Origin of the sequence: Streptomyces corallincola, from assembly GCF_019104725.1 — a bacterium.
Taxonomy (GTDB): domain Bacteria; phylum Actinomycetota; class Actinomycetes; order Streptomycetales; family Streptomycetaceae; genus Streptomyces; species Streptomyces corallincola.
Genome location: NZ_JAHRXF010000018.1, coordinates 34,819 through 59,934, shown reverse-complemented (window position 1 = coordinate 59,934; position 25,116 = coordinate 34,819). Strand labels below are relative to the sequence as shown.

20 protein-coding genes are annotated in these 25,116 nt (G+C 73.8%); 14 read left to right on the top strand and 6 right to left on the bottom strand.

Annotated features, from left to right (window positions below; all coding sequences use genetic code 11):
* Positions 1-244: 244 nt before the first annotated feature.
* Positions 245-1,096 (bottom strand): TetR family transcriptional regulator, encoded by an 852-nt coding sequence (locus KUM39_RS14305; protein ID WP_217785981.1) that lies wholly within the window; start codon positions 1,094-1,096, stop codon positions 245-247.
* 141 nt (positions 1,097-1,237) lie between these two features.
* Positions 1,238-3,082, bottom strand: a complete 1,845-nt coding sequence (locus tag KUM39_RS14300; protein ID WP_217785980.1) for a 3-hydroxyacyl-CoA dehydrogenase family protein — start codon at positions 3,080-3,082, stop codon at positions 1,238-1,240.
* A 427-nt stretch (positions 3,083-3,509) separates the two neighbouring features.
* Between KUM39_RS14300 and KUM39_RS14295 the strand changes: the two genes are divergently transcribed.
* A complete protein-coding gene (locus tag KUM39_RS14295; RefSeq protein WP_217785979.1) occupies positions 3,510-4,091 on the top strand; it encodes an adenylosuccinate lyase in 582 nt (193 codons plus the stop codon).
* Between the two features lie 8 nt (positions 4,092-4,099).
* Here the strand turns inward: KUM39_RS14295 and KUM39_RS14290 are convergent, their stop codons facing one another.
* The 3 genes from KUM39_RS14290 to KUM39_RS14280 form a co-directional block, all read right to left on the bottom strand.
* A complete protein-coding gene (locus tag KUM39_RS14290; RefSeq protein ID WP_246620117.1) occupies positions 4,100-4,615 on the bottom strand; it encodes a GNAT family N-acetyltransferase in 516 nt (171 codons plus the stop codon).
* A 91-nt stretch (positions 4,616-4,706) separates the two neighbouring features.
* Entirely contained in the window at positions 4,707-6,296 is a 1,590-nt protein-coding gene (locus KUM39_RS14285) for an alpha/beta hydrolase (RefSeq protein WP_217785978.1), read from the bottom strand.
* 295 nt (positions 6,297-6,591) lie between these two features.
* On the bottom strand, positions 6,592-7,668 hold the full coding sequence (locus KUM39_RS14280; RefSeq protein ID WP_217785977.1) for an Rv2578c family radical SAM protein: 1,077 nt from the start codon (positions 7,666-7,668) through the stop codon (positions 6,592-6,594).
* Positions 7,669-7,803: 135 nt separating this feature from the next.
* On the opposite strand from KUM39_RS14280, the gene KUM39_RS14275 reads away from it, so the two are divergent.
* From KUM39_RS14275 to KUM39_RS14235, 9 genes are all read left to right on the top strand, one after another.
* Positions 7,804-8,247: an SRPBCC family protein gene (locus KUM39_RS14275; protein ID WP_217785976.1), complete on the top strand. Its 444-nt coding sequence runs from the start codon at positions 7,804-7,806 to the stop codon at positions 8,245-8,247.
* Between the two features lie 174 nt (positions 8,248-8,421).
* Positions 8,422-11,043 carry an MFS transporter gene (locus KUM39_RS14270; RefSeq protein WP_308288128.1) on the top strand — a complete coding sequence of 874 codons (2,622 nt, stop codon included), beginning with the start codon at positions 8,422-8,424 and terminating at the stop codon, positions 11,041-11,043.
* Between the two features lie 188 nt (positions 11,044-11,231).
* Entirely contained in the window at positions 11,232-13,772 is a 2,541-nt protein-coding gene (locus tag KUM39_RS28580) for an ATP-binding SpoIIE family protein phosphatase (RefSeq protein ID WP_217785974.1), read from the top strand.
* Positions 13,773-13,929: 157 nt separating this feature from the next.
* Positions 13,930-14,649 carry a class I SAM-dependent methyltransferase gene (locus tag KUM39_RS14260; protein WP_217785973.1) on the top strand — a complete coding sequence of 240 codons (720 nt, stop codon included), beginning with the start codon at positions 13,930-13,932 and terminating at the stop codon, positions 14,647-14,649.
* 173 nt (positions 14,650-14,822) lie between these two features.
* Positions 14,823-15,656, top strand: a complete 834-nt coding sequence (locus KUM39_RS14255) for a M55 family metallopeptidase (RefSeq protein ID WP_217785972.1) — start codon at positions 14,823-14,825, stop codon at positions 15,654-15,656.
* Entirely contained in the window at positions 15,649-16,953 is a 1,305-nt protein-coding gene (locus tag KUM39_RS14250; RefSeq protein WP_217785971.1) for a M20/M25/M40 family metallo-hydrolase, read from the top strand. The genes KUM39_RS14255 and KUM39_RS14250 overlap by 8 nt, the downstream gene beginning before the upstream one ends.
* Before the next feature lie 3 nt (positions 16,954-16,956).
* Positions 16,957-19,014 carry a S9 family peptidase gene (locus KUM39_RS14245; protein ID WP_217785970.1) on the top strand — a complete coding sequence of 686 codons (2,058 nt, stop codon included), beginning with the start codon at positions 16,957-16,959 and terminating at the stop codon, positions 19,012-19,014.
* Complete coding sequence (locus tag KUM39_RS14240; protein WP_217785969.1) at positions 19,011-19,934, top strand: S66 peptidase family protein; 924 nt, start codon at positions 19,011-19,013, stop codon at positions 19,932-19,934. The genes KUM39_RS14245 and KUM39_RS14240 overlap by 4 nt, the downstream gene beginning before the upstream one ends.
* 73 nt (positions 19,935-20,007) lie before the next feature.
* On the top strand, positions 20,008-20,559 hold the full coding sequence (locus KUM39_RS14235; protein WP_217785968.1) for a GNAT family N-acetyltransferase: 552 nt from the start codon (positions 20,008-20,010) through the stop codon (positions 20,557-20,559).
* A gap of 15 nt (positions 20,560-20,574) precedes the next feature.
* Here KUM39_RS14235 and KUM39_RS14230 read toward each other — a convergent pair whose 3' ends face one another.
* Positions 20,575-20,940 carry a VOC family protein gene (locus tag KUM39_RS14230; RefSeq protein WP_217785967.1) on the bottom strand — a complete coding sequence of 122 codons (366 nt, stop codon included), beginning with the start codon at positions 20,938-20,940 and terminating at the stop codon, positions 20,575-20,577.
* Between the two features lie 347 nt (positions 20,941-21,287).
* On the opposite strand from KUM39_RS14230, the gene KUM39_RS14225 reads away from it, so the two are divergent.
* The 4 genes from KUM39_RS14225 to KUM39_RS14210 all read left to right on the top strand — a co-directional run bounded on the left by KUM39_RS14225 (position 21,288) and on the right by KUM39_RS14210 (position 25,110).
* Entirely contained in the window at positions 21,288-23,135 is a 1,848-nt protein-coding gene (locus KUM39_RS14225; RefSeq protein ID WP_217785966.1) for a transketolase, read from the top strand.
* Positions 23,136-23,337: 202 nt separating this feature from the next.
* Positions 23,338-23,802: a gas vesicle protein GvpO gene (locus KUM39_RS14220; RefSeq protein ID WP_246620116.1), complete on the top strand. Its 465-nt coding sequence runs from the start codon at positions 23,338-23,340 to the stop codon at positions 23,800-23,802.
* A 97-nt stretch (positions 23,803-23,899) separates the two neighbouring features.
* Positions 23,900-24,343, top strand: a complete 444-nt coding sequence (locus tag KUM39_RS14215; protein WP_217785965.1) for a gas vesicle structural protein GvpA — start codon at positions 23,900-23,902, stop codon at positions 24,341-24,343.
* Positions 24,340-25,110 carry a GvpL/GvpF family gas vesicle protein gene (locus tag KUM39_RS14210; protein ID WP_217785964.1) on the top strand — a complete coding sequence of 257 codons (771 nt, stop codon included), beginning with the start codon at positions 24,340-24,342 and terminating at the stop codon, positions 25,108-25,110. Before KUM39_RS14215 ends, KUM39_RS14210 begins: the two co-directional genes overlap by 4 nt.
* Positions 25,111-25,116: the final 6 nt, after the last annotated feature.

Here is a 25,116-nt window from a genome sequence, read left to right as displayed (position 1 = left end):
TGCGGTGCTCCGGCCGCCCGGACTCCTTCAACGTATGACACCGCGTGTCAGGTGGCAAGGCACTGAGTGCCACCTATTGATCTCAGATGAAATCTTTACGTAACAAATGAGCGATGATCGATCAGACGGGGTCGCCGAGCGGGTGGAAAAGCGCCCCTGACATGGCAAAACGGCCACCCCGAGGGGTGGCCGTCAGCCCAGCGGAGAGAGCGCCGCGCGGGGGAGCCGGGCAGCGCCGACCCGGTCAGCGCTCCTTCAGCGCCTCCGTGATGGTCCGCATCACCTCGTCCAGCGGGGCATCGGTCCGGGCCACCGTGACCAGCACCTCGCCGTGCGCGGACACCGTCGCGGGCGCGGAGTCCGGACCGGTGCCGCCGCCCGTGCGCGGGGCGGTGGCGCGTCCGGCGCCGATGCCGGTGCCGAACGTCTTGCGCACGATGGCGAACGCGTGGTCCAACTGCGCCTCCACGTCGCCCTGTCCGCCCGCCCGCAGCCAGCGGCGCAGCACGTGGTTGTGGGCGGTGACCACCGCCGAGGCGGCGACCTCGGCGAGCAGCGGGTCGTCGTTGGCGTCGTCGGCGTGCGCGTGCTCGTCGAAGTGGCCGAGCAGGTAGCGGGTGAACAGCCGCTCGTAGCGGGCCACCGAGGCGATCTCCGCCTCGCGCAGCGTCGGCACCTCACGGGTCAGCTTGTACCGGGCCACCGAGATGTCCGGGTGGCCCGCGTACATCCGCATGACCTCCTTGATGCCCCGGCACACCGTGTCGAGCGGATGCTCGTGCGCGGGCGCCGCGTTGAGCACCGCCTCCGCCCGGACCAGGGTGTCGTCGTGGTCCGGGAAGATCGCCTCCTCCTTGGAGCGGAAGTGACGGAAGAAGGTGCGCCGCGCCACCCCGGCGGCGGCGGCGATCTCGTCCACCGTCGTCGCCTCGTACCCCTTGGTGGCGAACAGCTCCATCGCGGCGGCGGCCAGTTCCCGGCGCATTTTCAGCCGCTGGGCGGCGGCGCGACTGCCCGCGGCGCTCTCCGGGACGTCGGTCGGGGCGCTGGCACGGGCTGACTTGGCAGGCTGGGGCATGTCCTGAACGTACTGCATGCGCCCGGCCCGGTGCGCGGTCCGGCGCCCCCGGCCACGGGCGCCCTCCCGCCGCCCGCCGCCCCGGCCGGACGGCGGGAAGCCGCCCGGCCGGAGCAGCCCGCACCGGTCGGCGGGGCCGCCGGACCGGGCGTCGGGCCCTCAGGGGCGGGCATACTCGCGGAAGCCCCGGCCGGTCTTGCGGCCCAGGCAGCCCGCGGCCACCAGATGCTCCAGCAGCGGCGCCGGGGCGAGGCCGGGGTCGCGGAACTCGCGGTGCAGCACCTTCTCGATCGCCAGCGACACGTCCAGGCCCACCACGTCGAGCAGTTCGAAGGGGCCCATCGGATAGCCGCCGCCCAGCTTCATCGCCGCGTCGATGTCGTCCAGTGACGCGTAGTGCTCCTGGACCATCTTCACCGCGTTGTTCAGATACGGGAACAGCAGCGCGTTCACGATGAACCCGGCCCGGTCGCCGCAGTCCACCGGGTGCTTGCGGACCCGCGCGCACACCTCCCGGGCGGTGGCGTGCACGTCGTCGGCGGTCAGCACGGTGCGCACCACCTCGACCAGCTTCATCGCCGGGGCCGGGTTGAAGAAGTGCATCCCGATCACGTCGGCGGGGCGCGAGGTCGCGCGGGCGCAGGCGATCACCGGCAGCGAGGAGGTGGTGGTGGCCAGCACCGCGCCCGGCCTGCACACCTTGTCCAGCGCCGCGAACAGCTCCCGCTTGACCTCCAGGTCCTCCGCGACCGCCTCCACCGCCAGGTCCACGTCCGCGAACGCGTCGTAGGAGTCGGCCGGGGAGATCCGCGCCAGCACCTCCCGCGCCGTCTCCCCGGTCAGCCGTCCCCTGGCCACCGAGCGGTCCAGGGACGCCGCGATCCTGGCCTTCGCCGCCTCCGCCTTCACCGCGCCGCGGGCGGCCAGCACCACGTCGTACCCCGCCTTGGCGAAGACCTCCGCGATGCCCGACGCCATCGTGCCCGACCCGGCCACGCCGACCGAGCGGACCGGGCGGCCGGGGGTGCCGGCGCTGTCCGGGGTCGGGGTGAGCGCGTCCGGGACGACGGTGGCGCTGCCCGGTGCCTCGTACGTGTAGAAGCCCCGGCCCGACTTGCGGCCGGTCAGCCCGGCCGCGCCGAGCTGCTTCAGGATCGGCGCGGGGGCGTGCAGCCGGTCGCGGGACTCGGCGTACATCGCCTCCAGCACGGTGCGCGCGGTGTCCACGCCGATCAGGTCCAGCAGCGCGAGCGGGCCCATCGGCAGGCCGCAGCCCAGCCTCATCGCCGCGTCGATGTCCTCGCGGGAGGCGTAGCGGGCCTCGTACATCGCGGCGGCCTGGTTGAGATAGCCGAACAGCAGCCCGTCCGCGACGAATCCCGGCCGGTCCCCGACCGCCACCGGTTCCTTGCCCAGCTCGATCGCCAAGTCCGTGACGGCGGCGACGGCGGCCGGGGCGGTCAGCACCGAGGAGACCACCTCGACCAGCTTCATCGCGGGTGCCGGGTTGAAGAAGTGCAGACCGAGGACGCGTTCGGGGTGCGCGGAGTCGGCCGCGAGCCTCGTCACGGACAGCGCGTTGGTGCCGGTCGCCAGGATCGTGTCCGGCCGCACCACACCGTCGAGTTCGCGGAACACCCGCTGCTTGACCTCGTACGACTCCGGGGTCACCTCGATCACCAGATTGGCTCCGGCCGCCGCGCCGAGGTCGGTGGCCGTGCGCAGCCGGGTCAGCGCCTCGGCGCGTTCGGCGTCGGTGATCCGGCCGCGCTCGACGGCCCGCGCGGTGGCGGTCTCCAGCGCGGCGGCGCAGCGGGCGGTCTGCGCCGGGTCGGTGTCGATGCCGATCACCGTACGGCCCGCCTTCACCAGCACCTCGGTGATGCCGGTGCCCATCGTGCCCAGGCCGACGACGGCGACCGTACGCAGCGGGGTGGTGCCGGAAGGGGTGGGGCCGGAGGGCGCGTGGTGGGAGGGGGAGCTGGGGGACAGGGGAGCGTCCATCGCGGGACTCCAGGAATGAGGGTGACGACGGGGGACGCGCCGGTGCGCGAGGAGGCGCACTCGGCGTGGAGGGGGCGCGAAGGCGCGCGGAGCCGCGTGGGCGGCCTGTCGTGCGCGCCGGTGCGTGTGCGGTCGGAGCCGGGGGCGCGGGGCGCCCGCGAGCGGTGCGGCGGGCCGGCCCTGTCCCGGAGCCGGATCGCACCACTCGTACACCGGTACCAGGGCACCGGACCTGCGAGGCTTCGGACGGCCGCGTCACCAGACCGTCGTCGGCTGTGGAGCACGAGCCGGGTGGGCTCGCTCGTATGAGCTTAACTCGCCAGTAACGAGCGCGCCAGGGGCGGAGGGTGCCGAATCCGGTACGGCGACGGGGCGAGGTTTTCCACAGGCGTGCCCGGCACGGGGGCGCGCGGCCTACCCTGTGGTCGTGAACGAAGAGTCGCGCTCCGTGACGGAACGCCTACGGCACGAGTCCCAGGGAGCCGCCGCCTACGACGTGTTGGCGGCCACCGGGGACCTGGACGAGCTGGCCGACGTACTCACCGCGCCCGGGCAGCCGCTCTGGGCGCGGGAGTTGGCCGCGTACCGGCTCGGACTCGCCGGGGACCGGCGCGCGTTCGAGTCCCTGGTGCTGCTGCTCAACCACCGCGACCCGCCCCGCTGCGCCGCCGCCGCGGAAGCCCTTGCCCGCCTGAACGACCCCCGCACCGCCCGCGCCGCCGCCACCCTCGCCACCAATGAACTCCGCGTCGCCTACGCCCTCCAGCCGGTACGGCTGCTCGCGGAACTCGGCGCCCCTGAGTCCGTCCCCGCGCTCATCACCACCCTGGAACGCAGACTCCGCCCCCACGACCCGTACCGCAGAGTGGCGTTGGCCTGCGTGGAGGGCTTGGGCACCCTCGGTGACGACCGGGCCCGGCGGGTCCTCACCGAGGCTCTGGCCCACCCCACCCTGGCCGAGGCGGCGGTCCGTGCCCTGTCCCGCATCCCGGCCCAGCGGCGCGGCTGAGTGGACGGTCAGCCACCGAGCGCGTACCGCACCTCGGGCACCTCCACCCCGCCCGCCTCGTACGGCTCCCGCGCCCCGTCCGCCCGGAACCCGGCCCGCTCGTAGAACCGCCGGGCCCGTGTGTTCCCCTCGACCACCCAGAGCAGCATCCGCCCCCGCCCGCCCCAGTCCCGCAGCACCGTCTCCAGCAGCGTCCGCCCGACCCCGGTCCCGACACAGTCGGGCTCGGCGTAGAGGGCGTACAACTCGCTGTCCCCGGTGGTCGCTTCACCGTCCCGGTACGGCCCCCAGCTCACCCATCCGACGACCCGGCCGTCCCGCTCGGCCACCAGATCGACGCCGTCCCCGCCACGGGCCAGCCGTTCCCGCGTCCGCTCGGCGTGCCACTCCGGCTCCAGCGCGTCCAGGAACGCCCGCGGCATCAGCCCCCGGTAGGCGAACCGCCACCCCCGCACGCGCAGCGCGGCGACGGGGGCGCAGTCGGAGACGGTCATCGGGCGGACGAGAAGCGGCTGTTCACTCATGACCGGACTCCAGGCATCCGGCCACCGCGATCTCCTCCGCATTTCTCCCAGCGCGCGTTCTCACCGCGCGCGTTCTCCCCGTGCGGCCGGGTCAGCGGCGGAAGCCCAGCAGGTGGTGGAGGGCGGAGCCGCGCGAGGTGGTGGAGGCCGCCTTGGCGGTGAGGGGGGCCGGGGCGGGGGAGTGGGGGCAGACCGCGTCGGCCGTGCCCCGCCCGCCTGGCAGAGTGCCGTCCAGGAGATAGGCGGCGAGATGGCGGTCCAGGCAGGTGTTGCCGCTGAGGGTGATGCCGTGGTTGCCGCCGCCCTCCTCGACCACGAGACGCGAACCGGCCAGCATCCGGTGGACGTTGACACCGCCCTGGTACGGGGTCGCCGCGTCGTCGGTCGCCTGGAACAGCAGCGCCGGGGGGAGTTCGGTGTTGGACACGTCCACCGGGGTACGCGAACTCACCGGCCAGAACGCGCAGGGTGCGTTGTACCAGGTGTTGTTCCAGGCCATGAAGGGTGCCTTGGCGTAGACACCCCAGGTGTCGGTGCGCCAGCGGTCCCAGGCACGCGGCCAGGACGCGTCCCGGCACTGCACGGCGGTGTAGACGCTGTAGCCGTTGTCGCCGGACCCGTCCACCGCACCGTAGTTCCGGTACGCCTCCACCAGCGGCTCGGTCTCGCCGTCGTGGACGTACGCCGCGAACGCCGAGGCCAGGTACGGCCAGTAGCCGTCGTAGTAGCCGCCGGGGAGGTAGGTGTCCTCCAGCTCCGAGGCGCCGACCACACCCCCGGCCGGTCGCTTCGCCAGCGCCGACCGCATCGCGTACCAGGCGTCCTCGACCTTCGCCGGGTCCGTGCCGAGCCCGTACGCGCCGTCGTTGCGGGCGATCCACGCCATCAGCGCGCGGTGCCGCTCGTTGAACGCGTAGTCCTGGCCGATGTTGTCCTCGTACCAGACACCGGTCGGGTCCACCACGGAGTCCAGCACCAGGCGGTGCACCCGGCGCGGGAACAGCTTCGCGTAGACCGCGCCGAGGTAGGTGCCGTAGGAGTAGCCGAAGTAGCTGATCCGGTCGGCGCCGAGGGCCGCGCGGACGCTGTCCATGTCCCGCGCCGACTGCTCGGTGGTGAGGTACGGCAGCACGTCCGCGTGGGCCTCGCCGCAGGCGGCGGCGAAGGCGCGGGCGCGGTCCAGGTTGGCGCGCTCGGTCTCGGGGGTGGCCGGGACACTGTCCGGGCGGACCGGCTCGAAGTGGCCCGGCGCGCAGTCCAGGGCCGGGGTGCTGCGACCCACCCCGCGCGGGTCGAAGCCGATCACGTCGTACCGGGAGGACACCGTCGCGGGCAGCGCGGAGGCCACGAAACCGGCGAGCGTCAGTCCGCTGCCGCCCGGTCCGCCGGGGTTCACCAGCAGCGGACCCTCGGACGTCTTCGCGGTGTGCGGGACGCGGGACAGGGCCAGGGTGATCTGGCGGCCGGACGGGTCCGCGTGGTCCAGCGGGACGCGCAGGGAGCCGCACTGGAGGGTCGGGGAGTCGTCGGTGGCGCACTTCTTCCAGGCGACCGGGTCGGCCGCAGCGGCTGTGGCGGACGGGTTCGCGGGCGCCGCGGCGGCCGGGCGGGCCGGCAGCGCGGTGACCGAGCCCGCCAGCACGGCGGCGGTCGCGCACAGCACGGCTGCGCGAGTTCTCATGAGTGCTCCCCTGGGACGGAGGGTGGCGTGAACCGCGCGGGTCACGGTCCACGCCGCATCGTCCCTACGCGGGAACCCGGAAGAACCTGATTGGCCGATAGTTGACCCGGATGGTCCGAGGGTTGCCCTCCAACGCGGGCCCTCCGGGGAGGGCCCGGGTCCCGTCGGGGTCGGCCCGCCACGAGGGGCCGGGGGTGGGGGGTGCGACGGGGTGCGGGGGTGGCCAGGGGTGGGTGGGGATGTCATGCGGTGCGGGGCGGCCAGGGGACGGGTGCGGGGAGGACCGGGCCCGCCGTTACATCAGCGTCAGCTGCGTGGGCTCAGTCGCCGTGCCGTCCTCCTCCGGCCCGTCCACGGGTGCCTGGCGCGGCCGTCGCGCCTCGCCGGGCCGTGACGGGCCGATGCCGTACTCCCGTGCCAGCTCGTGCACCTGGCGGGTGATCCGGCGCTGGTACCAGCGCGGTGCGTACGCGCCCTCCGCGTAGAGCCGCTCGTAGCGGCGGACCAGATACGGGTGGTGGGCGGCGAGCCAGGACATGAACCACTCGCGCGCGCCGGGCCGCAGATGCAGCACCAGCGGGGTCACCGAGGTAGCCCCGGACGCGGCGATCGCCCGGACCGTCTCGCGCAGCGCGTCCGGATGATCGCCGAGGAACGGCACGACCGGCGCCATCAGCACCCCGCACCCGATACCCCGCTCGCCCAGCGCGCGCACCACGTCCAGCCGCCGCTCCGGAGCCGGAGTACCGGGTTCCACCGTGCGCCACAGCTCCGGGTCGGTGAAGCCGACCGAGACCGACACACCCACGTCCGTCACCTCGGCCGCCCGCTGGAGCAACTCCGTGTCCCGCAGGATCAGCGTGCCCTTGGTCAGGATGGAGAACGGGTTCGCGCGCTCGGTGAGGGCGCCGATGATCCCCGGCATCAAGCGGTAGCGGCCCTCCGCCCGCTGATAGCAGTCCACGTTGGTGCCCATCGCCACGTGCTCCCCCTGCCAGCGGCGCGAGGCGAGCTGGCGGCGCAGCACCTCCGGCGCGTTCACCTTCACCACGATCTGCGTGTCGAAACCGATCCCGGTGTCCAGGTCCAGGTAGCTGTGCGTCTTGCGCGCGAAGCAGTACACGCAGGCGTGCGAACACCCCCGGTACGGGTTCACCGTCCACTCGAACGGCATCCGCGACGCCCCCGGCACCCGGTTCAGCACCGACCGGGCCCGCACCTCGTGGAAGGTGATCCCTTTGAACTCGGGGGTGTCGAACGTCCGGGTCGTCACGGCGTCCGCGCCGAACAGCGCGGCGTCGGCGGCCCGGCCGTGTCCGCCGTCGTCGTCGTCCGGTTCCCCGGCTTGCACGGCGAGGTTCTCCCAGCGCATGACGCCTCCTCGGTGTCGCTCGACTTCAGAATAGAACATACGTTCGCATGATCGTGCGACCCGATTTGAGGGCCCGGTCGCCGGGGTGGTTGGCTTGCCGTACAGCCCTTGGAGCGCAGGTCCTTAAGGAGAGCGATGGCGCAGGTCGAGGCCACTACGGAGCGGGTCGTCACAGCGGACGCGGAGAAGGTGTTCGACGCGGTCGCCGACTACCGCGGCACCCGGCGGGAGCTGCTCCCCGAGCACTTCAGCGAGTACGAGGTCCGCGAGGGCGGCGACGGTGAGGGGACCGTCGTGCACTGGAAGCTCCAGGCCACCAGCAAGCGGGTCCGCGACTGCCTGCTCGACGTGACGGAGCCCGTCGAGGGCGAACTGGTCGAGAAGGACCGCAACTCCTCGATGGTCACCACCTGGCGTGTCACCCCGGCCGGGGAGGGCGCCTCCCGCGTCGTCGTCACCACCGTCTGGGACGGCGCCGGTGGCGTCGGCGGCTTCTTCGAGCGCACCTTCGCGCCCAAGGGGCTCGGCCGGATCTACGACGCGATCCTCGCCAACCTCGCGGCCCACGTGGAGAAGTAGCCGCCTCCTGTCACGGGCGGCACGCCAAGTGCAGTCCCGCACAAGGGAGTTGACCCTCACCGGTTCGAGTGAGTCCGGGCCCGGACCGCTTCTGTGCCGTAACTCGCCGTACTTGTTCGCAGTTGTCGCCTCGCGCGGGAAATGTGCGAACAGGTGCGACGAGGGGAGCGGTACGTGGGCGGGACGACACTGGTGCAGCACGAGTCGGCGGACCCGTCGGCCGGACCGCCCGGAACGGCACCGGCGGGCGGCCCGGACCCGACGGCGCCGGGGGAGACGGCGGAGACGGCCGCACCCCCCGGCGGGGCGGGCGTGTCCGACGTGCCCGACCCGCGCCGCGTGCGGCTGATCTTCGCCGGGCTGATGCTCGCCCTGCTCCTCGCCGCGCTGGAGCAGATGATCATCGCCACCGCGCTGCCCAAGATCGTCGGTGAGCTGCACGGCCTGGACCGGATGTCCTGGGCGATCACCGCGTACCTGCTGACCTCCACCATCGGCCTGCCGCTGTACGGCAAGCTCGGTGACCTGCTCGGCCGCAAGGGCGTCTTCCAGTTCGCCATCCTGGTCTTCGTCGTGGGCTCCGCGCTCGCCGGGCGCGCGCAGAGCATGGACCAGCTCATCGCCTTCCGCGCCGTCCAGGGCATCGGCGCGGGCGGTCTGATGATCGGCGTACAGGCGATCATCGCGGACATCGTGCCGCCCCGGCGGCGCGGCCGGTACATGGGTCTGATCGGCGCCGCGTTCGGCCTCGCCTCCGTCGCCGGACCCCTGCTCGGCGGCTACTTCACCGATCATCTTTCGTGGCGCTGGTGCTTCTACGTGAACGTCCCCTTCGGGCTGCTCACCCTCGCCGTGATCAGCGTCGTCCTGAAACTGCCGAAGCCCACCGGACGCGCCCGCCTCGACGTACCCGGCGCACTCCTGCTCGCCACCGCGTCAACCTGCCTGGTCCTGCTGACCAGTTGGGGCGGCACCGAGTACGCCTGGGGTTCGCGGGAGATCATCGGTCTCGCCCTCGGGGCCGTCGCGGCGGCCGGGCTGTTCGTGTACGCCGAGCACCGCGCGGCCGAACCCGTCATCCCGCTGCGCCTGTTCCGCGACTCCGTCTTCAACGTCACCGCGCTCGCCGGACTCGTCGTCGGCATCGCCCTGTTCGGCGCGGCGAGCTATCTGCCGACCTTCCTCCAGATGGTGGACGGGGCGAGCGCCACCGAGTCCGGGCTGCTCATGCTGCCGATGATGGCGGGCATCGTCGTCGCCTCCATCGTCAGCGGCCAGCTCATCAGCCACACCGGCCGCTACAAGCTCTACCCGATCGCGGGCGGCGCGCTGTCCGCGCTCGGCATGTGGCTGCTGTCCCGGCTCGAAACCGACACGCCCCGGCTCCAGTACAGCGTCTGGATGGCGGTCCTCGGCGCCGGGATCGGCCTGGTCATGCCGGTGCTCGTGCTCGCGGTGCAGAACTCGGTGCGCCCGGCCGACCTCGGCACCGCGACCAGCGCCAACAACTACTTCCGGCAGATCGGCGGCAGCGTCGGCGCCGCCGTCTTCGGCACCCTCTTCGCCGGGCGCCTCACCGACGCGCTGCGCGCCGAACTCCCGGCGCGCACGGGCGGCGGCGCGCTGCCCGACCCCGAGTCCCTGACCCCGCAACTGGTGCACGCGCTGCCGCCCGCGCTGCGCGACGCCTACATCCGCGCCTATGCCGACGCGATGCCCCGGATCTTCCTCTACCTCGTTCCGGTGCTGCTCCTCGGCCTGTTGATCGCCTTCTTCCTCAAGGAGAAACCGCTGGTGTCCCACCACGCCGAGACCGCCGAGACCGCCGAGAACGGCGCGAGCGCCGAGCATGCCGAGAACGTCGAGAACATGCCCGGGGAGGGCACGGTGGCCGGTGCGGACCCGGCGGCACCCGGCGGCTCCGCACCGCCCACCGTGCCCGTGACCCGGGCCGCCCCGGCCGCCCGGACCGTTCCCGCGTCCGCCGTTCCGGCCCAGCCCCGTACCCCGCTCGCCGCCGCTCCGGCCGCCACCGCCGCCGGTGTCCCCGTGCGCGGTGGGGTGCAGCATCCCGACGGGACCGCAGTGCCGCGCGCCGCCCTCACCCTGATCGACGTCTCCGGACGGCAGATCGGCCGGGGCGCCAGCGGCGACGACGGCCGCTACGCCCTCACCACCCCCGGTGCCGGGTCGTACGTACTGATCGCGGCGGCGGGCGGGCACCAGCCGCAGGCCGTCACCGTCACCGTCGGGGACCGGCCCGTCGAACTCGACGTGGTGCTCGGCGGCGCCGGACGGCTCGCGGGCAGTGTGCGGGCCGCCGACGGGACCCCCGTGCGCGACGCCACCGTCACCCTCACCAATGTGCAGGGCGAGGTCGTCGCCGCCGTCCGCAGCGGCCACGAGGGCGGCTACGTCATCAGCGAACTCGTCGCCGGGGAGTACACCCTCGCCGCCGGTGCCCCCGCCCACCGGCCCGCCGCGCTCCCGGTCACCGTCCAGGCGTCCCGCGAGACCCGCCAGGACATCGAACTCGCGGGCGGCGCCTCGCTGAAGGGCACCGTGCGGGCGGGCGGCGGACGTCCCGTCGAGGACGCGCGGGTCACCCTGCTGGACGCCGCCGGGAACGTCGTGGACACCCTCACCACCGGAGCCGACGGCACGTTCCGCTTCGTGGACCTGTCCTCCGGCGAGTACACGGTGATCGCCGCCGGGTACCCGCCGGTCGCCACCGTGCTCCAGGTCGCGGGCGGCGGACGCACCGAGCGGGATCTCCAGCTCGGCCACGAGGACTGAGCCACGAGGGGCCCGGCGGCCCCTTCGGCGGCCCCGGTGCGCGGGCGTGCACCGGGGCGCGGTAAGAGGAGTGGCGGGCGGCGCGGGCAATTCCGTGATTGCCCCACATCGCGGACGGTCCCGCCCGTACGGTAGGGAGCGGCGGCACAGATCGTTTGCGGAGAGCCGCGGGAGAGAGGGCCTGGTTCATGGACCGTGGCAGCGAGCGGGACACGCCTCCCGGAGGCGGCGCCCCCGGCGCCGACGCGGGCCGTATCCCACTGGCCGTGGTCGTCGTGGACCGCGACGCCCGGGTGTCCCACTGGAGCAGCGGCGCGCACCGCCTCTTCGGCGTGGCCCGGCAGGACGCCGTGGGCCGTCCGGCCGCCGACCTCCTCCCGGTCTCCGGCGCCCTCTCCGACGACACCCACGGCACACCGGCGCCGGACGCCCGCGGCGGCGCCGTGGCCGACGACCTGCTCGCGGCGGACGGCGGTCTCGGCGGGGTCGGGCTCGACGCCGGTGGGCCCGGGTCCGGCCTCGCCGCCCTCCTCGGCGGCCACTCCGCGTACCCCGTCTCCGGCTGCGCCCGGTTCGACCCGGCGGAACCGGCCGACCCGGCGGGCCGGGGCACCGGCGGCCCGGCGGAGGGTGCCGAGCGGGTCGAAGTGCTCTGGTGGGCCTACCCGTTGGTCGGTCCCGACCCCTCCCGGCTGCTGGTCCTCGCCGCCGACGCGACCCGGCTGCGGCGTGAACGCGGCCCGGAGGACGGCACCGACGAACGCATCTCGCCCGGCTTCGCCCGGTACACCGAACTCCCGGACCCCGAAGCCCTGGAGCGCAGGCTTCCCGAGATCCTGCCCAGCATGGGCCCCGGACTCAGCGGCCGGATCGTCTCCCAGGTACTCGAACTGGGCTATCCCATACTGGAGTTCAGCCAGTACGAGCGGGTGCCCGTCACCCCGCACTGGGGTGTGCCCCGGCGGCCCGGCCGACTCCCGCTCACCGCCGAGCCGCCCCGGCAGCGCGGTGCCGCGCCCGTCGTCCCGTCCGGCGCCGAGTACGACCTGGAGTACGCGGCCGTCCGCGAGCGCCTGGAGTTCCTGAACGAGGTCAGCTCCCGCATCGGCTCCTCGCTGGACCTCGGTGAGACCATCCGCGAGGTCACCAGCGCCGCCGTGCCCCGCTTCACCGACTTCGCCGGTACCCATCTGCGGTCCGCCGTGCTCGCCGGGGAGGGCTTCCCGGACGGCCCGCCCGACGCCACCACCCTGATGCACCGCGTCTGGGTCGAGCACAACGACGAACCCGGCCGCTGGGACGACACCGTGCCCGTCGGGGAGGCGTTCGCGTTCCCCGAACACACCCCGTTCCACCAGTGCATGGTCACCGGCGAGCCCGTGCTGATCCCCAGGGTCGGCGACGAACTCGGGGACCGGATCTCCGGCGAGTTCGAGAAGCGCGACCTGCGCCCGCTGATCAACGGCCGCTCCCTGCTGATCGTCCCGCTCAAGGCCCGTAACGTCGTCCTCGGCTTCATGGTGCTGATGCGCCGCCCCGACCGGCCGCCGTTCGACGACATGGACCGCACCACCGGCGCCGAACTCGCCGCCCGCGCGGGCCTGGTGCTCGACAACGCGCGCATGTACACCTACCAGGAGAACGTCGCCGAGACCCTCCAGGACAGCATGCTGCCGCAGGTCGCGCCACGCATGCCGGGCTGCGACATCGCCACCCGCTATCTCCCCGGCACCCTGCTCGGCCGGATCGGCGGCGACTGGTTCGACACCGTCAAACTGCCCGGCTCCCGTACCGCCCTCGTCGTCGGTGACGTCATGGGTCACGGGCTCAACTCGGCGGCGATGATGGGCCAGTTGCGCACCGCCGTCCAGACGATGGCCGCGCTGGAGACCCCGCCCGCCCAACTCCTGCGCAATCTGGACGACCTGGCCCGGCGCCTCGGTGAGAACTACCTCGCCACCTGCCTCTACGCCGTCTACGACCCGATCCGGGGCGAACTCCGCATCGCCAACGCGGGACACATCCCGCCGGTGCTGGTCCGCGCCGAGGACGGCCGCAGCGAACTGCTCGATCTGCCCACCGGGGCGCCCATCGGCGTCGGCGGGGTGCCGTTCGAGTCCACCGTGGTCCGGGTCGCGCCCGGCGACCGGCTGGTGCTCTGCACGGACGGGCTGGTCGAGGTGCGCGGCTCCGACATCGGGGACGGCATCGCCGCGCTCTGCGAGTCCGCCGCCCACCCGGCCGCCTCGATGGACGCCGCCTGCGACACCATCATCCGCGCCCTCAACACCCGTGGCGGACGCAAGGACGACGTCGCCCTGCTGATGGCCCGGCTCAACGGCGTCCCCGCCGACCACGTCGCCGAGTGGACCCTCGACGCCGACCCGCGCGAAGTGGCCCGCGCCCGCCGCCTGGTCCGCGACCGGCTGCGCGAATGGGGGCTCCCGCAGGCCGTCGAGACGGCGGAGCTGCTGGTCAGCGAGGTCGTCACCAACGCCGTACGGCACGGCTCCGGCCCCGTCGGACTGCGCGTCGTACGCACCGACGCCCTGCTGTTCGAAGTCACCGACGGCGAGCCCGCGCTGCCCGACATGCGCGAACCCCGCCCCGACGACGAGGCCGGCCGTGGACTCCGCGTCGTCAGCCGCCTCGCCCGCGAGTGGGGCGCCACGACGAGCGGACACCGCAAGACGGTGTGGTTCGAACAGAACGTGCCCGGCGCCTCATAGCCCCCGCGCGTCCGCCCGCCGAGAGGCGCCCGAGGTGTTTCGCGCGCCCCCACCGCGCGCCGGGAGCCGCTGTTCACCCGGCGATATGCGCCCACCCCTTGCCTGACGACCCGTCAGCACGGTATCCGGATCACGGAACCGACCCTGGGGAGACCGTATGAACGTGTCCGACAACTACCGTGCCGCGTGGGAGAGTTACTGGAGTTCCACCTCCGACGCGACCGGTGAGGCCATCTGGGACGCCGATCCCTCCCTCACCGCCGCACCGCACAGCGCCCTGCTGCTCCCGCACGCCGACCCCGCGCGCACCGTCGTGGACCTCGGCTGCGGCAACGGCACCCAGACCCGCTACCTCGCCACCCGGTTCGCCCGCGCGGTCGGCGTGGACCTCTCGCACGCGGCCGTCGAACACGCCCGGAGCGCCGCCGAGGGCACCGGCGTGGAGTTCGAACAGCTCGACCTGACCGACCTCGACGCGGTCCGCGCGCTGCACACCCGGCTCGGTGACACCCACGTCTACATGCGGGCCGTCATCCACCAGAGCGAACCGCCCGCCCGGCCACTGGTCGCCGCTGCGGTGGCCGAGCTGATCGGCGCGGACGGCCGCGCCTTCGTGGTCGAACTGACCCCCGCCTCCCGTGACGTCCTCGCCCGTGCCGCCTCCGGCCCCGACGGCCCCCCGCCCAAGCTCCGCCGCGTCTTCGACCACGGCCTCAAGCCCGCCGCCGCCCCCGACGGCGAGATCACCCGCCTCCTGGCCGAAGCCGGTCTGACGGTCCTCGCCGACGGCGACACCACCCTCCCCCAGACCGAACACCACACCGACGGCACCCGGATCGATCTCCCGGCCCACTGGTACGTCCTGGCCCGCGAGTAGCCCCCCTGACGAGCCGGGGCGCCCCCTCGCGGGGGCACCCCGGCCCGGCGGGCGGGGTCGAGGGGTGCGGGGAACCGCGTGAGCGGCCGTGGTGGGCCCGCGGCGAAAGGCCGGCGCCGCCTCACCCCCGCCCCTCGTGACTCGCGGAAGGCATACCGCGTAACGTGCCCCGCATGAAGATCCTCATCAGCGCCGACATGGAGGGCGCGACCGGCGTCACCTGGCCCGCCGATGTGCTGCCGGGCACCCCGCAATGGGAACGCTGCCGCGCGATGTTCACCTCGGACGTGAACGCCGCCGCACTCGGCTTCTTCGACGGCGGCGCGGACGAGGTCCTGGTCAACGAGGCCCACTGGACGATGCGCAACCTGCTGCTGGAGCGTCTGGACGACCGGGTCGAGATGCTCACCGGCCGCCACAAGGCACTGTCGATGGTCGAGGGCGTACAGCACGGCGACATCGACGGCATCGCCTTCGTCGGCTACCACACGGGCGCCGGTATGGAGGGCGTCCTCGCCCACACCTACCTCGCCAACCAGATCACCGGCGTCTGGGTGAACGACGTACGCGCCAGCGAGGGCCTGCTCAACGCGCACGTCGTCGCGGAGTACGGCGTACCCGTCGTCCTGGTCACCGGCGACGACCTGGCCTGCGAGGACGCGCTCGGTTACGCGCCCGAGGCGCGGAAGGTCGCGGTCAAGGACCACGTCTCGCGGTACGCGGCGGTCTGCCGCACCCCGGCCCGTACCGCCGCCGAGATCCGGGCCGCCGCGAAGGACGCCACCCAGCTGGCGGTCCGTCAGCAGCCGCTCCAGGCAGGCCCGTTCACCGTGGCCGTCGAGTTCGACGCCGAGCACCTGGCGATGGCCGCCACCGTCGTGCCCGGCGTCGCGCGCGTCGGGGAACGCAAGGTCGCGTACACCAGCGACACCATGTACGAGGGAATCCGCACCTTCAAGGCGGTCACGACGATCGTCTCGGCCGCGGTGGAGGAGCAGTATGGCTGACCAGCAGGCACTGGACGAGGTCGTCGCGTTCACGTCCGACCTGATCCGGATCGACACCACCAACCGGGGCGGCGGCGACTGCCAGGAGCGTCCGGCCGCCGAGTACGCGGCCGAGCGGCTGGCCGGTGCCGGGCTTGAGCCGCTGATGCTGGAGCGCACGCCGGGCCGTACCAACGTCGTGGCGCGCATCCCCGGCACCGACCCGTCCGCCGACGCCCTCCTCGTCCACGGTCACCTGGACGTCGTCCCGGCCGAGGCCGCCGACTGGAGCGTGCACCCGTTCTCCGGGGAGATCCGCGACGGCGTGGTCTGGGGGCGCGGTGCCGTGGACATGAAGAACATGGACGCGATGATCCTGGCCGTGGCCCGGCTGTGGGCGCGTGAGGGGGTCCGGCCGCGCCGGGACGTGGTGATCGCGTTCACCGCCGACGAGGAGGCCAGCGCCGAGGACGGCTCCGGGTTCCTCGCGGACCGGCACCCCGAGCTGTTCGACGGGGTCACCGAGGGCGTGAGCGAGTCCGGGGCGTTCACCTTCCACGACGGCTCGGGGCGGCAGATCTACCCGATCGCGGCGGGGGAGCGCGGCACCGGCTGGACGAAGCTCACCGCGCGCGGCCGGGCCGGGCACGGTTCCAAGGTCAACGCCGAGAACGCGGTGACCCGGCTCGCCGCCGCCGTGACCCGGATCGGCGAGCACGAGTGGCCGCTGCGGCTCACCCCGACCGTGCGGGCCGCGCTCACCGAACTGGCCGCGCTGTACGGCCTGGAGCCGGACTTCGACGACGTGGACGGGCTGCTGGCCAAGCTCGGCCCGGCCGCCAAGCTGGTCGAGGCGACCATCCGCAACAGCTCCAACCCGACGATGCTGGACGCCGGTTACAAGGTCAACGTCATCCCCGGCGAGGCCGTCGCCTTCGTGGACGGACGCTTCCTGCCGGGTGCCGAGGACGAGTTCCGGACCACCCTGGACCGGCTCACCGGGCCGGACGTGGACTGGGAGTTCCTGCACCGGGAGACCGCGCTGGAGGCGCCGGTGGACTCGCCCACGTTCGCCGCGATGGGCGCCGCCGTACGGGAGTTCGCGCCCGAGGGACACGTCGTGCCGTACTGCATGTCGGGCGGCACCGACGCCAAGCAGTTCTCGCGGCTCGGCATCACCGGGTACGGGTTCGCGCCGCTGAAGCTGCCCGAGGAGTTCGACTACCAGGCGCTGTTCCACGGCGTGGACGAGCGCGTGCCCGTCGAGGCGCTGCACTTCGGCGTCCGGGTGCTGGACCGGTTCCTGCGGACGGTGTGAGACATGGGGGAGCACAGGGTGGCGGACGTGGAGGACGCGGACGTGACGGACACCGAGAAGCAGGCGTACGGCTCCTGGCCGTCCCCGATCGACGCGGCACTGGCCGCCGCGCACGACGGGCAGCCCGAGTGGGTCGGGTTCGTCGGGGACGAGGTCTGGTGGACCGAACCCCGGCCCGCCGAGGCCGGTCGCCGGGCGCTGGTACGCCGCCGGGGCGACGGCACCGAGGAAACGGTCCTGCCCGCACCGTGGAACGTCCGCAACCGCGTCCACGAGTACGGCGGGCGGCCCTGGGACGGCGTGCCGGACGCGGGCGCCGGGCCCGGTGGGGCGGACGGTGACGGTGGTACGGACGGTGACGGTGGGCCCCTGGTGGTGTTCACCCACTTCGCGGACCAGCGGCTGTACTCCTGGCGCCCCGGTACCGACCCGGTGCCGCTGACCCCGGCCGCCCCGGTGTCGGCGGCCGGAGGCGCCCTGCGCTGGGCGGAGCCGCGGATCGACCTCGGGGGCGGCGAAGTCCGCTGTGTGCTGGAGGAGTTCACCGGGGACGGCCCGGACGACGTACGGCGGCTGCACGTGGCCGTGCCGTTGGACGGGTCGGCGGCCGGGGACCGTGCGGCGGTGCGTGAACTCACCGACGGGCGGCACCGGTTCGTCACCGGGCTGCGGGTGTCGCCGGACGGGCGGCGGGCCGCCTGGCTGGCCTGGGACCATCCCCGGATGCCGTGGGACGGCACCGAACTGCTGGTCGGTGAGATCGGGGCCGACGGCACGGTGCACACCGTCCACACGGTGGCCGGGGGGCCGGACGAGTCCGTCGCGCAGGTCGAATGGTCCTCCGACGGCGGTCTTCTGTACACGAGCGACCGTAGCGGCTGGTGGAACCTCTACCGCGACGGCACCCCGCTCCACCCCCGCGAGGAGGAGTTCGCCGGTCCGCTGTGGAAGCTCGGCCTGAACTGGTTCGCCCCGCTGGACAACGGTCTCGTCGCCGTCGTCCACGGCCGGGGCGCGACCAGCCTCGGCATACTCGACCCCGAGTCCGGCGACCTGGTGGACGCCGCCGGGCCCTGGACCGAGTTCGCGGGCACCCTCGCCGCGCACGGCGGCCGGGTCGCCGCCGTCGGCGCCGGACACCACACCGCCCCCGAGGTCGTCGAGCTGGACATCCGCAGCGGACGCGCCCGCGCGATCGGCTCCCGCCACCACGACCCCGTGGACCCCGCGTACTACCCGCGCCCCCGCGTCCGGGTCTTCACCGGCCCCGACGGCCGCGAGGTGCACGCCCAGGTCTACCCGCCCCACCACCCGCACCGCACCGCCCCCGACGGCGAACTCCCGCCCTACGTCATCTGGGCGCACGGCGGCCCCACCAGCCGCATCCCCGCCGTCCTCGATCTGGAGATCGCCTACTTCACCTCGCGCGGCATCGGTGTCGCCGAGGTCAACTACGGCGGCTCCACCGGCTACGGCCGCGCCTACCGGGAGCGGCTGCGCGGGCAGTGGGGCGTGGTGGACGTCGAGGACTGCGCGGCCGTCGCCCGCGCCCTCGCCGACGAAGGCACCGCCGACCCCGCCCGGCTCGCCATCCGGGGCGGCAGCGCGGGCGGCTGGACCACCGCCGCCTCCCTGACCACCACCGACGTCTACGCCTGCGGCACGATCATCTACCCGGTGCTCGACCTCACCGCCTGGGGCCCCGGCGACACCCACGACTTCGAGTCCCGCTACCTGGAGTCCCTGATCGGCCCGCGCGAGACGGTCCCCGACCGCTACGCCGAACGGTCGCCCGTCACCCACGCCGACCGGCTCACCGCGCCGTTCGTGCTGCTCCAGGGCTTGGACGACGTGATCTGTCCGCCCGCCCAGTGCGAGCGGTTCCTCGGCCGGATCGCCGGACGCGGGGTCCCGCACCGGTACCTCACCTTCGAGGGCGAGGGCCACGGCTTCCGTCGCGCCGACACGATGATCCGCGCCCTGGAGGCCGAACTCTCCCTCTACGCCCAGGTGTTCGGCCTGGACGTACCGGGCCTGCCGGAACTGGAGCTGCGACCGTGAGAGAGCTGCGACGCCCGCGCAGGCTCGCTCCCGGCGCCCGTGTCGCCGTCGTCGCGCCCAGCGGGCCGGTGCCCGGTGAACGCCTCGCCGCCGGACTCGACGTGCTGCGGAGCTGGGGGCTCGACGCCTTCGCCGCACCCCATGTCCTCGGCCGCCACCCGGAGTTCCGCTACCTCGCGGGCACGGACGCCGACCGCGCGGCCGATCTCCAGCAGGCGTGGTGCGACCCGTCCGTGGACGCCGTGATCTGCGCGCGCGGCGGCTACGGCGCCCAGCGGATCACCGGGCTGCTGGACTGGGACGCGCTGCGCGCCGCCGGGCCCAAGGTGCTGGTCGGCTTCAGCGACGTGACCGCGCTGCACGAGGCGTTCGCCGTCCGGCTCGGCCTCGCCACCCTGCACGGACCGATGGCCGCGGGGCTGGACTTCGTGAAGAACGAGCGGGCACAGGCGGGTCTGCGGGCCACCCTGTTCGCCCCGGAGACCGTCCGCACCCTCACCTCCGGCGGGCGGGCCCTCGTCCCCGGCCGGGCCCGCGGTGTCACTCTCGGCGGCTGCCTCTCCCTGCTCGCCGCCGACATCGGCACCCCCGACGCCCGGACCTCCGCGCGCGGCGGCCTGGTCTGCCTGGAGGACGTCGGCGAGGAGACGTACCGTCTCGACCGGTATCTCACCCAACTCCTGCGCTCCGGCTGGCTGGAGGGCGCGCACGGTGTGCTGCTCGGCTCCTGGGCGCAGTGCGACCCCTACGAACGGCTCCGGCCCATGCTCCTCGACCGGCTCGCGCCCCTCGGCGTACCGGTCGCGGAGGACTTCGGCTTCGGACACGGTGACGGGGCGACGACGGTGCCGTTCGGGGTCGCGGCCGAACTCGACGCGGAGGCGGGCACGTTGACCCTGGACGAACCGGCGCTGCGCTGACCGGGGCGGCTCCGTGCCGACCGGGACCGAGGCGGCGGGGGGAGTCTTCCGGCGCGGTGGATAGGCTGGCCGGATGTCCCACGCCACCGCCCCCCACCTCGCCGAAGGCCCCCGCACGGCCATCCGGCCGTTCACCCCGGACGACGGCCCCGAGTTCACCGCGCGGGCCCGCGAGAGCGTCGGGCTGCACCGGCCGTGGCTGTTCCCGCCGGGCACCGAGGAGGCGTACGCCGCCTACGCCCGCCCGCTGATCGAGGACCCGGCGCGGGCGGGGTTCCTGGTCTGCGAGCGGGACGGCGGGGGCATCGCCGGGTTCATCAACATCAACAACATCGTCCGGGGCGCCTTCCAGTGCGGCGCCCTCGGCTACGGCGCGTTCGCGCACGCCGCCGGACGCGGGCTGATGCGGGAGGGGCTCGGCCTGGTCCTCGGGCACGCCTTCGGGCCGCTCGGGCTGCACCGGCTGGAGATCAACGTGCAGCCCGCGAACGCCGCTTCGATCGCGCTGGCGCGCGGCGCCGGGTTCCGCCTGGAGGGCTTCTCACCCGCCATGCTGTTCATCGACGGTGCCTGGCGCGATCACGAACGCTGGGCGCTCACCGCCGAGATGCGTACGGAAGCCTGACAACGCCCGTCGCTTTCAGGCCACTTGGCCGCCGGTGCCGAGGTGATCGACGTACTCGTAGATCGAACCGTCCGGGTGCATGGCCAGCAGCGTACGGCCCACCGGCGACGGCACCGGGCCCGCCAGGATGTGCCCGCCCAGCTCGGTCAGCAGCCGGTGCGCCTCGTCCACGTCCTTCACCGCGACGGTCGCCGTCACCTTCCGCAGCAGCTCCAGCTCCTCCGGCGGCCCGCTCATCAGAAGGAACGGCCCAATCGCGGCGACCGTCACGCCCCCGCGCTCGAAACGCAGCGCAGCGGCGCCCGCGAGACGCTCGTAGAACGGGACGGCGGTGTCGAGGTCCGTGACGCAGACGCGCAGCGAGGTGCCCAGAATCTCCATGCGGGCGAGCCTAGTTGGGGTCGCCGCGCCCGCACAGGGCACCCATGTGCCCGGTGCGGCTCCCGGACGGCCTCGGTACAGCCCGTCCCGGCGCGCACGGCCGGGCACCGCACGCGGCATCGCTGGTCGTCCCGGCCCGCGCCCGGTCTGCCCGCCCTCCCGGCGAACCCGCGCCCACCGTGACCCACCGCGCCCGCCGGTCCGCGTTTGGGTGGCATCCGCCTGGTTACGCGGAATGCCTCGCCGTGCGGGGCGTGCTGCCGCTCCGGTGACCGTACGCGCGGCGGCGCACGCGGGCGAGCACGGGCGCCCGGACCCGGACCGGCTCCCCCCAACGAAGGAGACCCATGAACACCGACCAGCTCGTGGAACTCGGACGACAGCTGCGCGTGGACAGTGTGCGGGCCGCCGATGCCGCGGGATCGGGGCATCCCACGTCCTCGATGTCGGCCGCCGACCTCGTGGCGGTCCTGTTCGCCAACCATCTGCGGTACGACTTCGAGCGGCCGGACCACCCGGCCAACGACCGGTTCGTGCTGTCCAAGGGGCACGCCTCGCCCCTGCTGTACTCCGCGTACAAGGCGGCGGGGGCCGTCGAGGACGCCGAACTGCTCACGTTCCGCAGGCTGGGGAGCCGTCTGGAGGGGCACCCCACACCGCGTCGGCTTCCCTGGGTGGACACCGCCACCGGGTCGCTCGGCCAGGGGCTGCCCGTCGGGGTGGGCCTGGCGCTGGCCGCGAAGCGGCTGGACCGGGGAGACGCGCGGGTGTGGGTGCTGTGTGGGGACAGCGAGATGGCGGAGGGCTCGGTGTGGGAGGCGGCCGAGCAGGCCGGGTACGAGAAGCTGGACAACCTGACCACGCTGGTGGACGTGAACCGGCTCGGTCAGCGCGGTCCCACTCGGCACGGTCACGACCTGGACGCCTACGCCCGCCGCTTCGCCGCCTTCGGCTGGCACACCGTACAGATCGACGGCCACGACGTGGACGCCATCGACCGCGCCCTGGCGGAGGCCACCGCCACCACCGGCCGCCCCACCGCCGTCATCGCCCGCACCCTCAAGGGGAAGGGCGTCGCCGCCGTCGAGGACCGTGAGGGCATGCACGGCAAACCGCTGCCCAGGGCGGACGAGGCCATCGCCGAACTCGGCGGCCCCGGCGACGCCCGCGTCAGCGTGCACGAGCCGCCCGCCACCGCCGTACCGCACTCCGCGACCGCCGAGGCGCTGCACCTGCCCCGCTGGGACACCGGCGAGGAGGTCGCCACGCGGGACGCCTTCGGCAAGGCGCTCGCCGCGCTCGGCACCGCACGCGGCGACGTCGTGGCGCTGGACGGCGAGGTCGGGGACTCCACCCGTACCGAGATGTTCGCCGAGGAGCATCCGGACCGGTACTTCGAGTGCTACATCGCGGAACAGCAGCTCGTCGCCTGTGCCGTCGGGATGGCCGCGCGCGGCCGGGTGCCGTTCGCGGTGTCCTTCGCCGCGTTCCTCACCCGCGCCCACGATTTCGTGCGGATGGCCGCCGTCAGCGGCAGCGGCATCAACCTCGTCGGTTCGCACGCGGGCACCGCCATCGGGCAGGACGGCCCCTCGCAGATGGGCCTGGAGGACCTGGCGATGTTCCGGTCCGTGCACGGCTCCACCGTGCTCTATCCGTGCGACGCCAACCAGACCGCCCGGCTGGTCGTGGAGATGGGCGACCTCGACGGCATCCGCTATCTGCGCACCTCGCGCGGCGACACCCCCGTCGTCTACGGCCCCGACGAGGAGTTCCCCGTCGGCGGCAGCAAGGTGCTGCGCTCCGGCGACCGGGACCGGCTGACGGTCGTCGCCGCCGGGGTCACCGTGCACGAGGCGCTGGCCGCCGCCGACCGGCTCGCCCTGGACGGCATCGACGTACGGGTCATCGACCTGTACTCGGTGAAGCCCGTGGACACCGCGACGCTGCACCGGGCCGCCGAGGAGACCGGCTGCCTGATCACCGTCGAGGACCACCACTCCGAGGGCGGCCTCGGGGACGCCGTCGCGGAGGCGTTCGGCGACGGCCGCCCGGTGCCGCGCCTGGTCCGGCTCGCCGTCCGCACCATGCCCGGCTCCGCCGCCCCCGACGAGCAGCTGCACGCGGCCGGTATCGACGCCATAGGCATCGCCACGGCGGCGAAGCTGCTGGTGGAGGAGGCGGTCGTGCGCTGAGGACGGCACGCGGCACCCCGCTCCGCCCGCGCGGCGGAGGGGGTCCGAAGACACGTCCTGGGGCCTCGGGCACCGGCATCGGCCGGTCGCGCCGGGGCCCTTTCCGTTCGCGCCGTCGTACGCCCCCTCCGCCGTCCCCCGACACGGCACATCCGGAGGTTTGGCCTCAGGTCACCTGGCCACCCGCACGGAGAGGTGGGACATGTCGAACATACGAGATATATCGCAGTCGCAGCGTTCGCGGGAGCCCGAGAAACCACCGGCCGGTCGGCGCGACAGTCCGCGTGACAGCCCTCGGGGCGGACGCGGCACGGGCGCCCGACGTGACGGTTCCGAGAGCCGTGACACCGGGCACCGCGAGCCCGCCCGCCCCCGGCCCAAGCGCCGGACCGCCCGTCCCAAGCCGACGGAGATCCTGCGCGACGCCCGCGCCCAGCTCGCCGAACTCACCGGCATGCGACCGGAGTCGGTGTCCTCCTTCGAGCAGACCGGCGACGGCTGGGCGCTGGAGGTGGAGGTCATGGAGCTGGAGCGGGTGCCCGACACGATGAGCCTGATGGCGAGCTACGAGGTGGCGCTCGACGCCGACGGACAGCTCACCGGCTACCGGCGGGTCCGCCGCTACGAACGGGGCCGGGCCGACACACGCGGCCCCGGCGGTCGCTGAACCCCGGACCCCCCGGCTCCACCCCCGGTCCCCGCCCCGTACCGGCACCCGCCCGCACAACCGAACCGTCCGACCCCGCACGAGAGGAACGTCCGGCATGACCGTAGTCCCGGCACAGCAGAGCGGCGGCGGAGGCGGCGGAGGCAGTCTCTACGACGTTCTGGAGCTCATACTCGACAGGGGACTCGTCATCGACGCGTTCATACGGGTGTCCCTGGTCGGTATCGAGATCCTGAAGATCGACGTCCGGGTCGTGGTGGCCAGCGTCGATACCTATCTGCGCTTCGCCGAGGCGTGCAACCGCCTCGACCTGGAATCCGGCCCGCACAAGGACCCCGGCCTGCCCGACATCGTCGGCAAGATGACCGAGTCCGGCGCGCACGGCAAGACCAAGGGCGCCCTGTCCGGCGCGGCGGAGACCATCTCCGACGCGTTCCAGCAGGCCCGCGGCGACGAGGACGGCGAGCGCGACGGCGAGCGGGAAACCCGGCCGCGCGCCCGCAAGACCGCCACGCGCCGCAGGAAGGAGCCGGAACAGTGAGCACGTACGTCTACGGGATCACCTCCCGCTCGCATCCGGCGCTCCCCGAGGGCATGTCCGGGGTCGGTGAGCCGCCGCGGCCGGTACGCCTGCTGACGTCCGGCGAGCTGACCGCCGTGGTCAGCGACGCCCCGGAGGGCCTGCGGCCCAAGCGCCGTGACCTGCTCGCCCACCAGAACGTCCTGGCCGAGACCGGCGCGGGCGGCTGTGTGCTGCCGATGCGGTTCGGCAACGTCGCCCCCGACGACGCGGCCGTCACTCACGTCCTCGACGAGCGCGCCGCACACTACGCGGAACGGCTGGCCGAGCTGGACGGCAAGGTCGAGTACAACGTCAAGGCGAGCCACATCGAAGAGGCCGTCCTGCACCGCGTGATGGCCGAGCGCGGAGACCTCCGCGCGCTGGCCGAGGCAAACCGGCAGGCGGGCGGCGGGAGTTACCCGGACAAGATCCGGCTCGGCGAGCTCGTCGCCGGTGCGGTCAAGGCCAAGGAGGCCGAGGACGCGCTGGAGCTGCGCGGGCTGCTGGAGCCGGGTGCGGCAGCGGTCGGGGTCGGCCCCGAGTCCACCGGGTGGCTGCTCAACGTGTCGTTCCTGGTCGCCCGCGACGAGGCCGAGCACTTCGTCGCCCTGGTCGAGCGGGCCCGCGAGACCCACCCGCACCTCGACGTGAGCGTGCACGGCCCGCTCCCGCCGTACAGCTTCGTGGAGCCCGGCCCGGCGGAGCCCGCGGGCAGCACGGCCCGCGCCGACACGGGGACGCCGTAGCGGCGA

What these genes read in the sequence shown, in the direction of transcription:
- KUM39_RS14305 (WP_217785981.1), bottom strand. Translation starts at nt 1,096, where the DNA reads ATGCAGTACGTTCAGGACATGCCCCAGCCTGCCAAGTCAGCCCGTGCC.
- KUM39_RS14300 (WP_217785980.1), bottom strand. Translation starts at nt 3,082, where the DNA reads ATGGACGCTCCCCTGTCCCCCAGCTCCCCCTCCCACCACGCGCCCTCC.
- KUM39_RS14290 (WP_246620117.1), bottom strand. Translation starts at nt 4,615, where the DNA reads ATGAGTGAACAGCCGCTTCTCGTCCGCCCGATGACCGTCTCCGACTGC.
- KUM39_RS14285 (WP_217785978.1), bottom strand. Translation starts at nt 6,296, where the DNA reads ATGAGAACTCGCGCAGCCGTGCTGTGCGCGACCGCCGCCGTGCTGGCG.
- KUM39_RS14280 (WP_217785977.1), bottom strand. Translation starts at nt 7,668, where the DNA reads ATGCGCTGGGAGAACCTCGCCGTGCAAGCCGGGGAACCGGACGACGAC.
- KUM39_RS14275 (WP_217785976.1), top strand. Translation starts at nt 7,804, where the DNA reads ATGGCGCAGGTCGAGGCCACTACGGAGCGGGTCGTCACAGCGGACGCG.
- KUM39_RS28580 (WP_217785974.1), top strand. Translation starts at nt 11,232, where the DNA reads ATGGACCGTGGCAGCGAGCGGGACACGCCTCCCGGAGGCGGCGCCCCC.
- KUM39_RS14260 (WP_217785973.1), top strand. Translation starts at nt 13,930, where the DNA reads ATGAACGTGTCCGACAACTACCGTGCCGCGTGGGAGAGTTACTGGAGT.
- KUM39_RS14255 (WP_217785972.1), top strand. Translation starts at nt 14,823, where the DNA reads ATGAAGATCCTCATCAGCGCCGACATGGAGGGCGCGACCGGCGTCACC.
- KUM39_RS14250 (WP_217785971.1), top strand. Translation starts at nt 15,649, where the DNA reads ATGGCTGACCAGCAGGCACTGGACGAGGTCGTCGCGTTCACGTCCGAC.
- KUM39_RS14245 (WP_217785970.1), top strand. Translation starts at nt 16,957, where the DNA reads ATGGGGGAGCACAGGGTGGCGGACGTGGAGGACGCGGACGTGACGGAC.
- KUM39_RS14235 (WP_217785968.1), top strand. Translation starts at nt 20,008, where the DNA reads ATGTCCCACGCCACCGCCCCCCACCTCGCCGAAGGCCCCCGCACGGCC.
- KUM39_RS14230 (WP_217785967.1), bottom strand. Translation starts at nt 20,940, where the DNA reads ATGGAGATTCTGGGCACCTCGCTGCGCGTCTGCGTCACGGACCTCGAC.
- KUM39_RS14225 (WP_217785966.1), top strand. Translation starts at nt 21,288, where the DNA reads ATGAACACCGACCAGCTCGTGGAACTCGGACGACAGCTGCGCGTGGAC.
- KUM39_RS14220 (WP_246620116.1), top strand. Translation starts at nt 23,338, where the DNA reads ATGTCGAACATACGAGATATATCGCAGTCGCAGCGTTCGCGGGAGCCC.
- KUM39_RS14215 (WP_217785965.1), top strand. Translation starts at nt 23,900, where the DNA reads ATGACCGTAGTCCCGGCACAGCAGAGCGGCGGCGGAGGCGGCGGAGGC.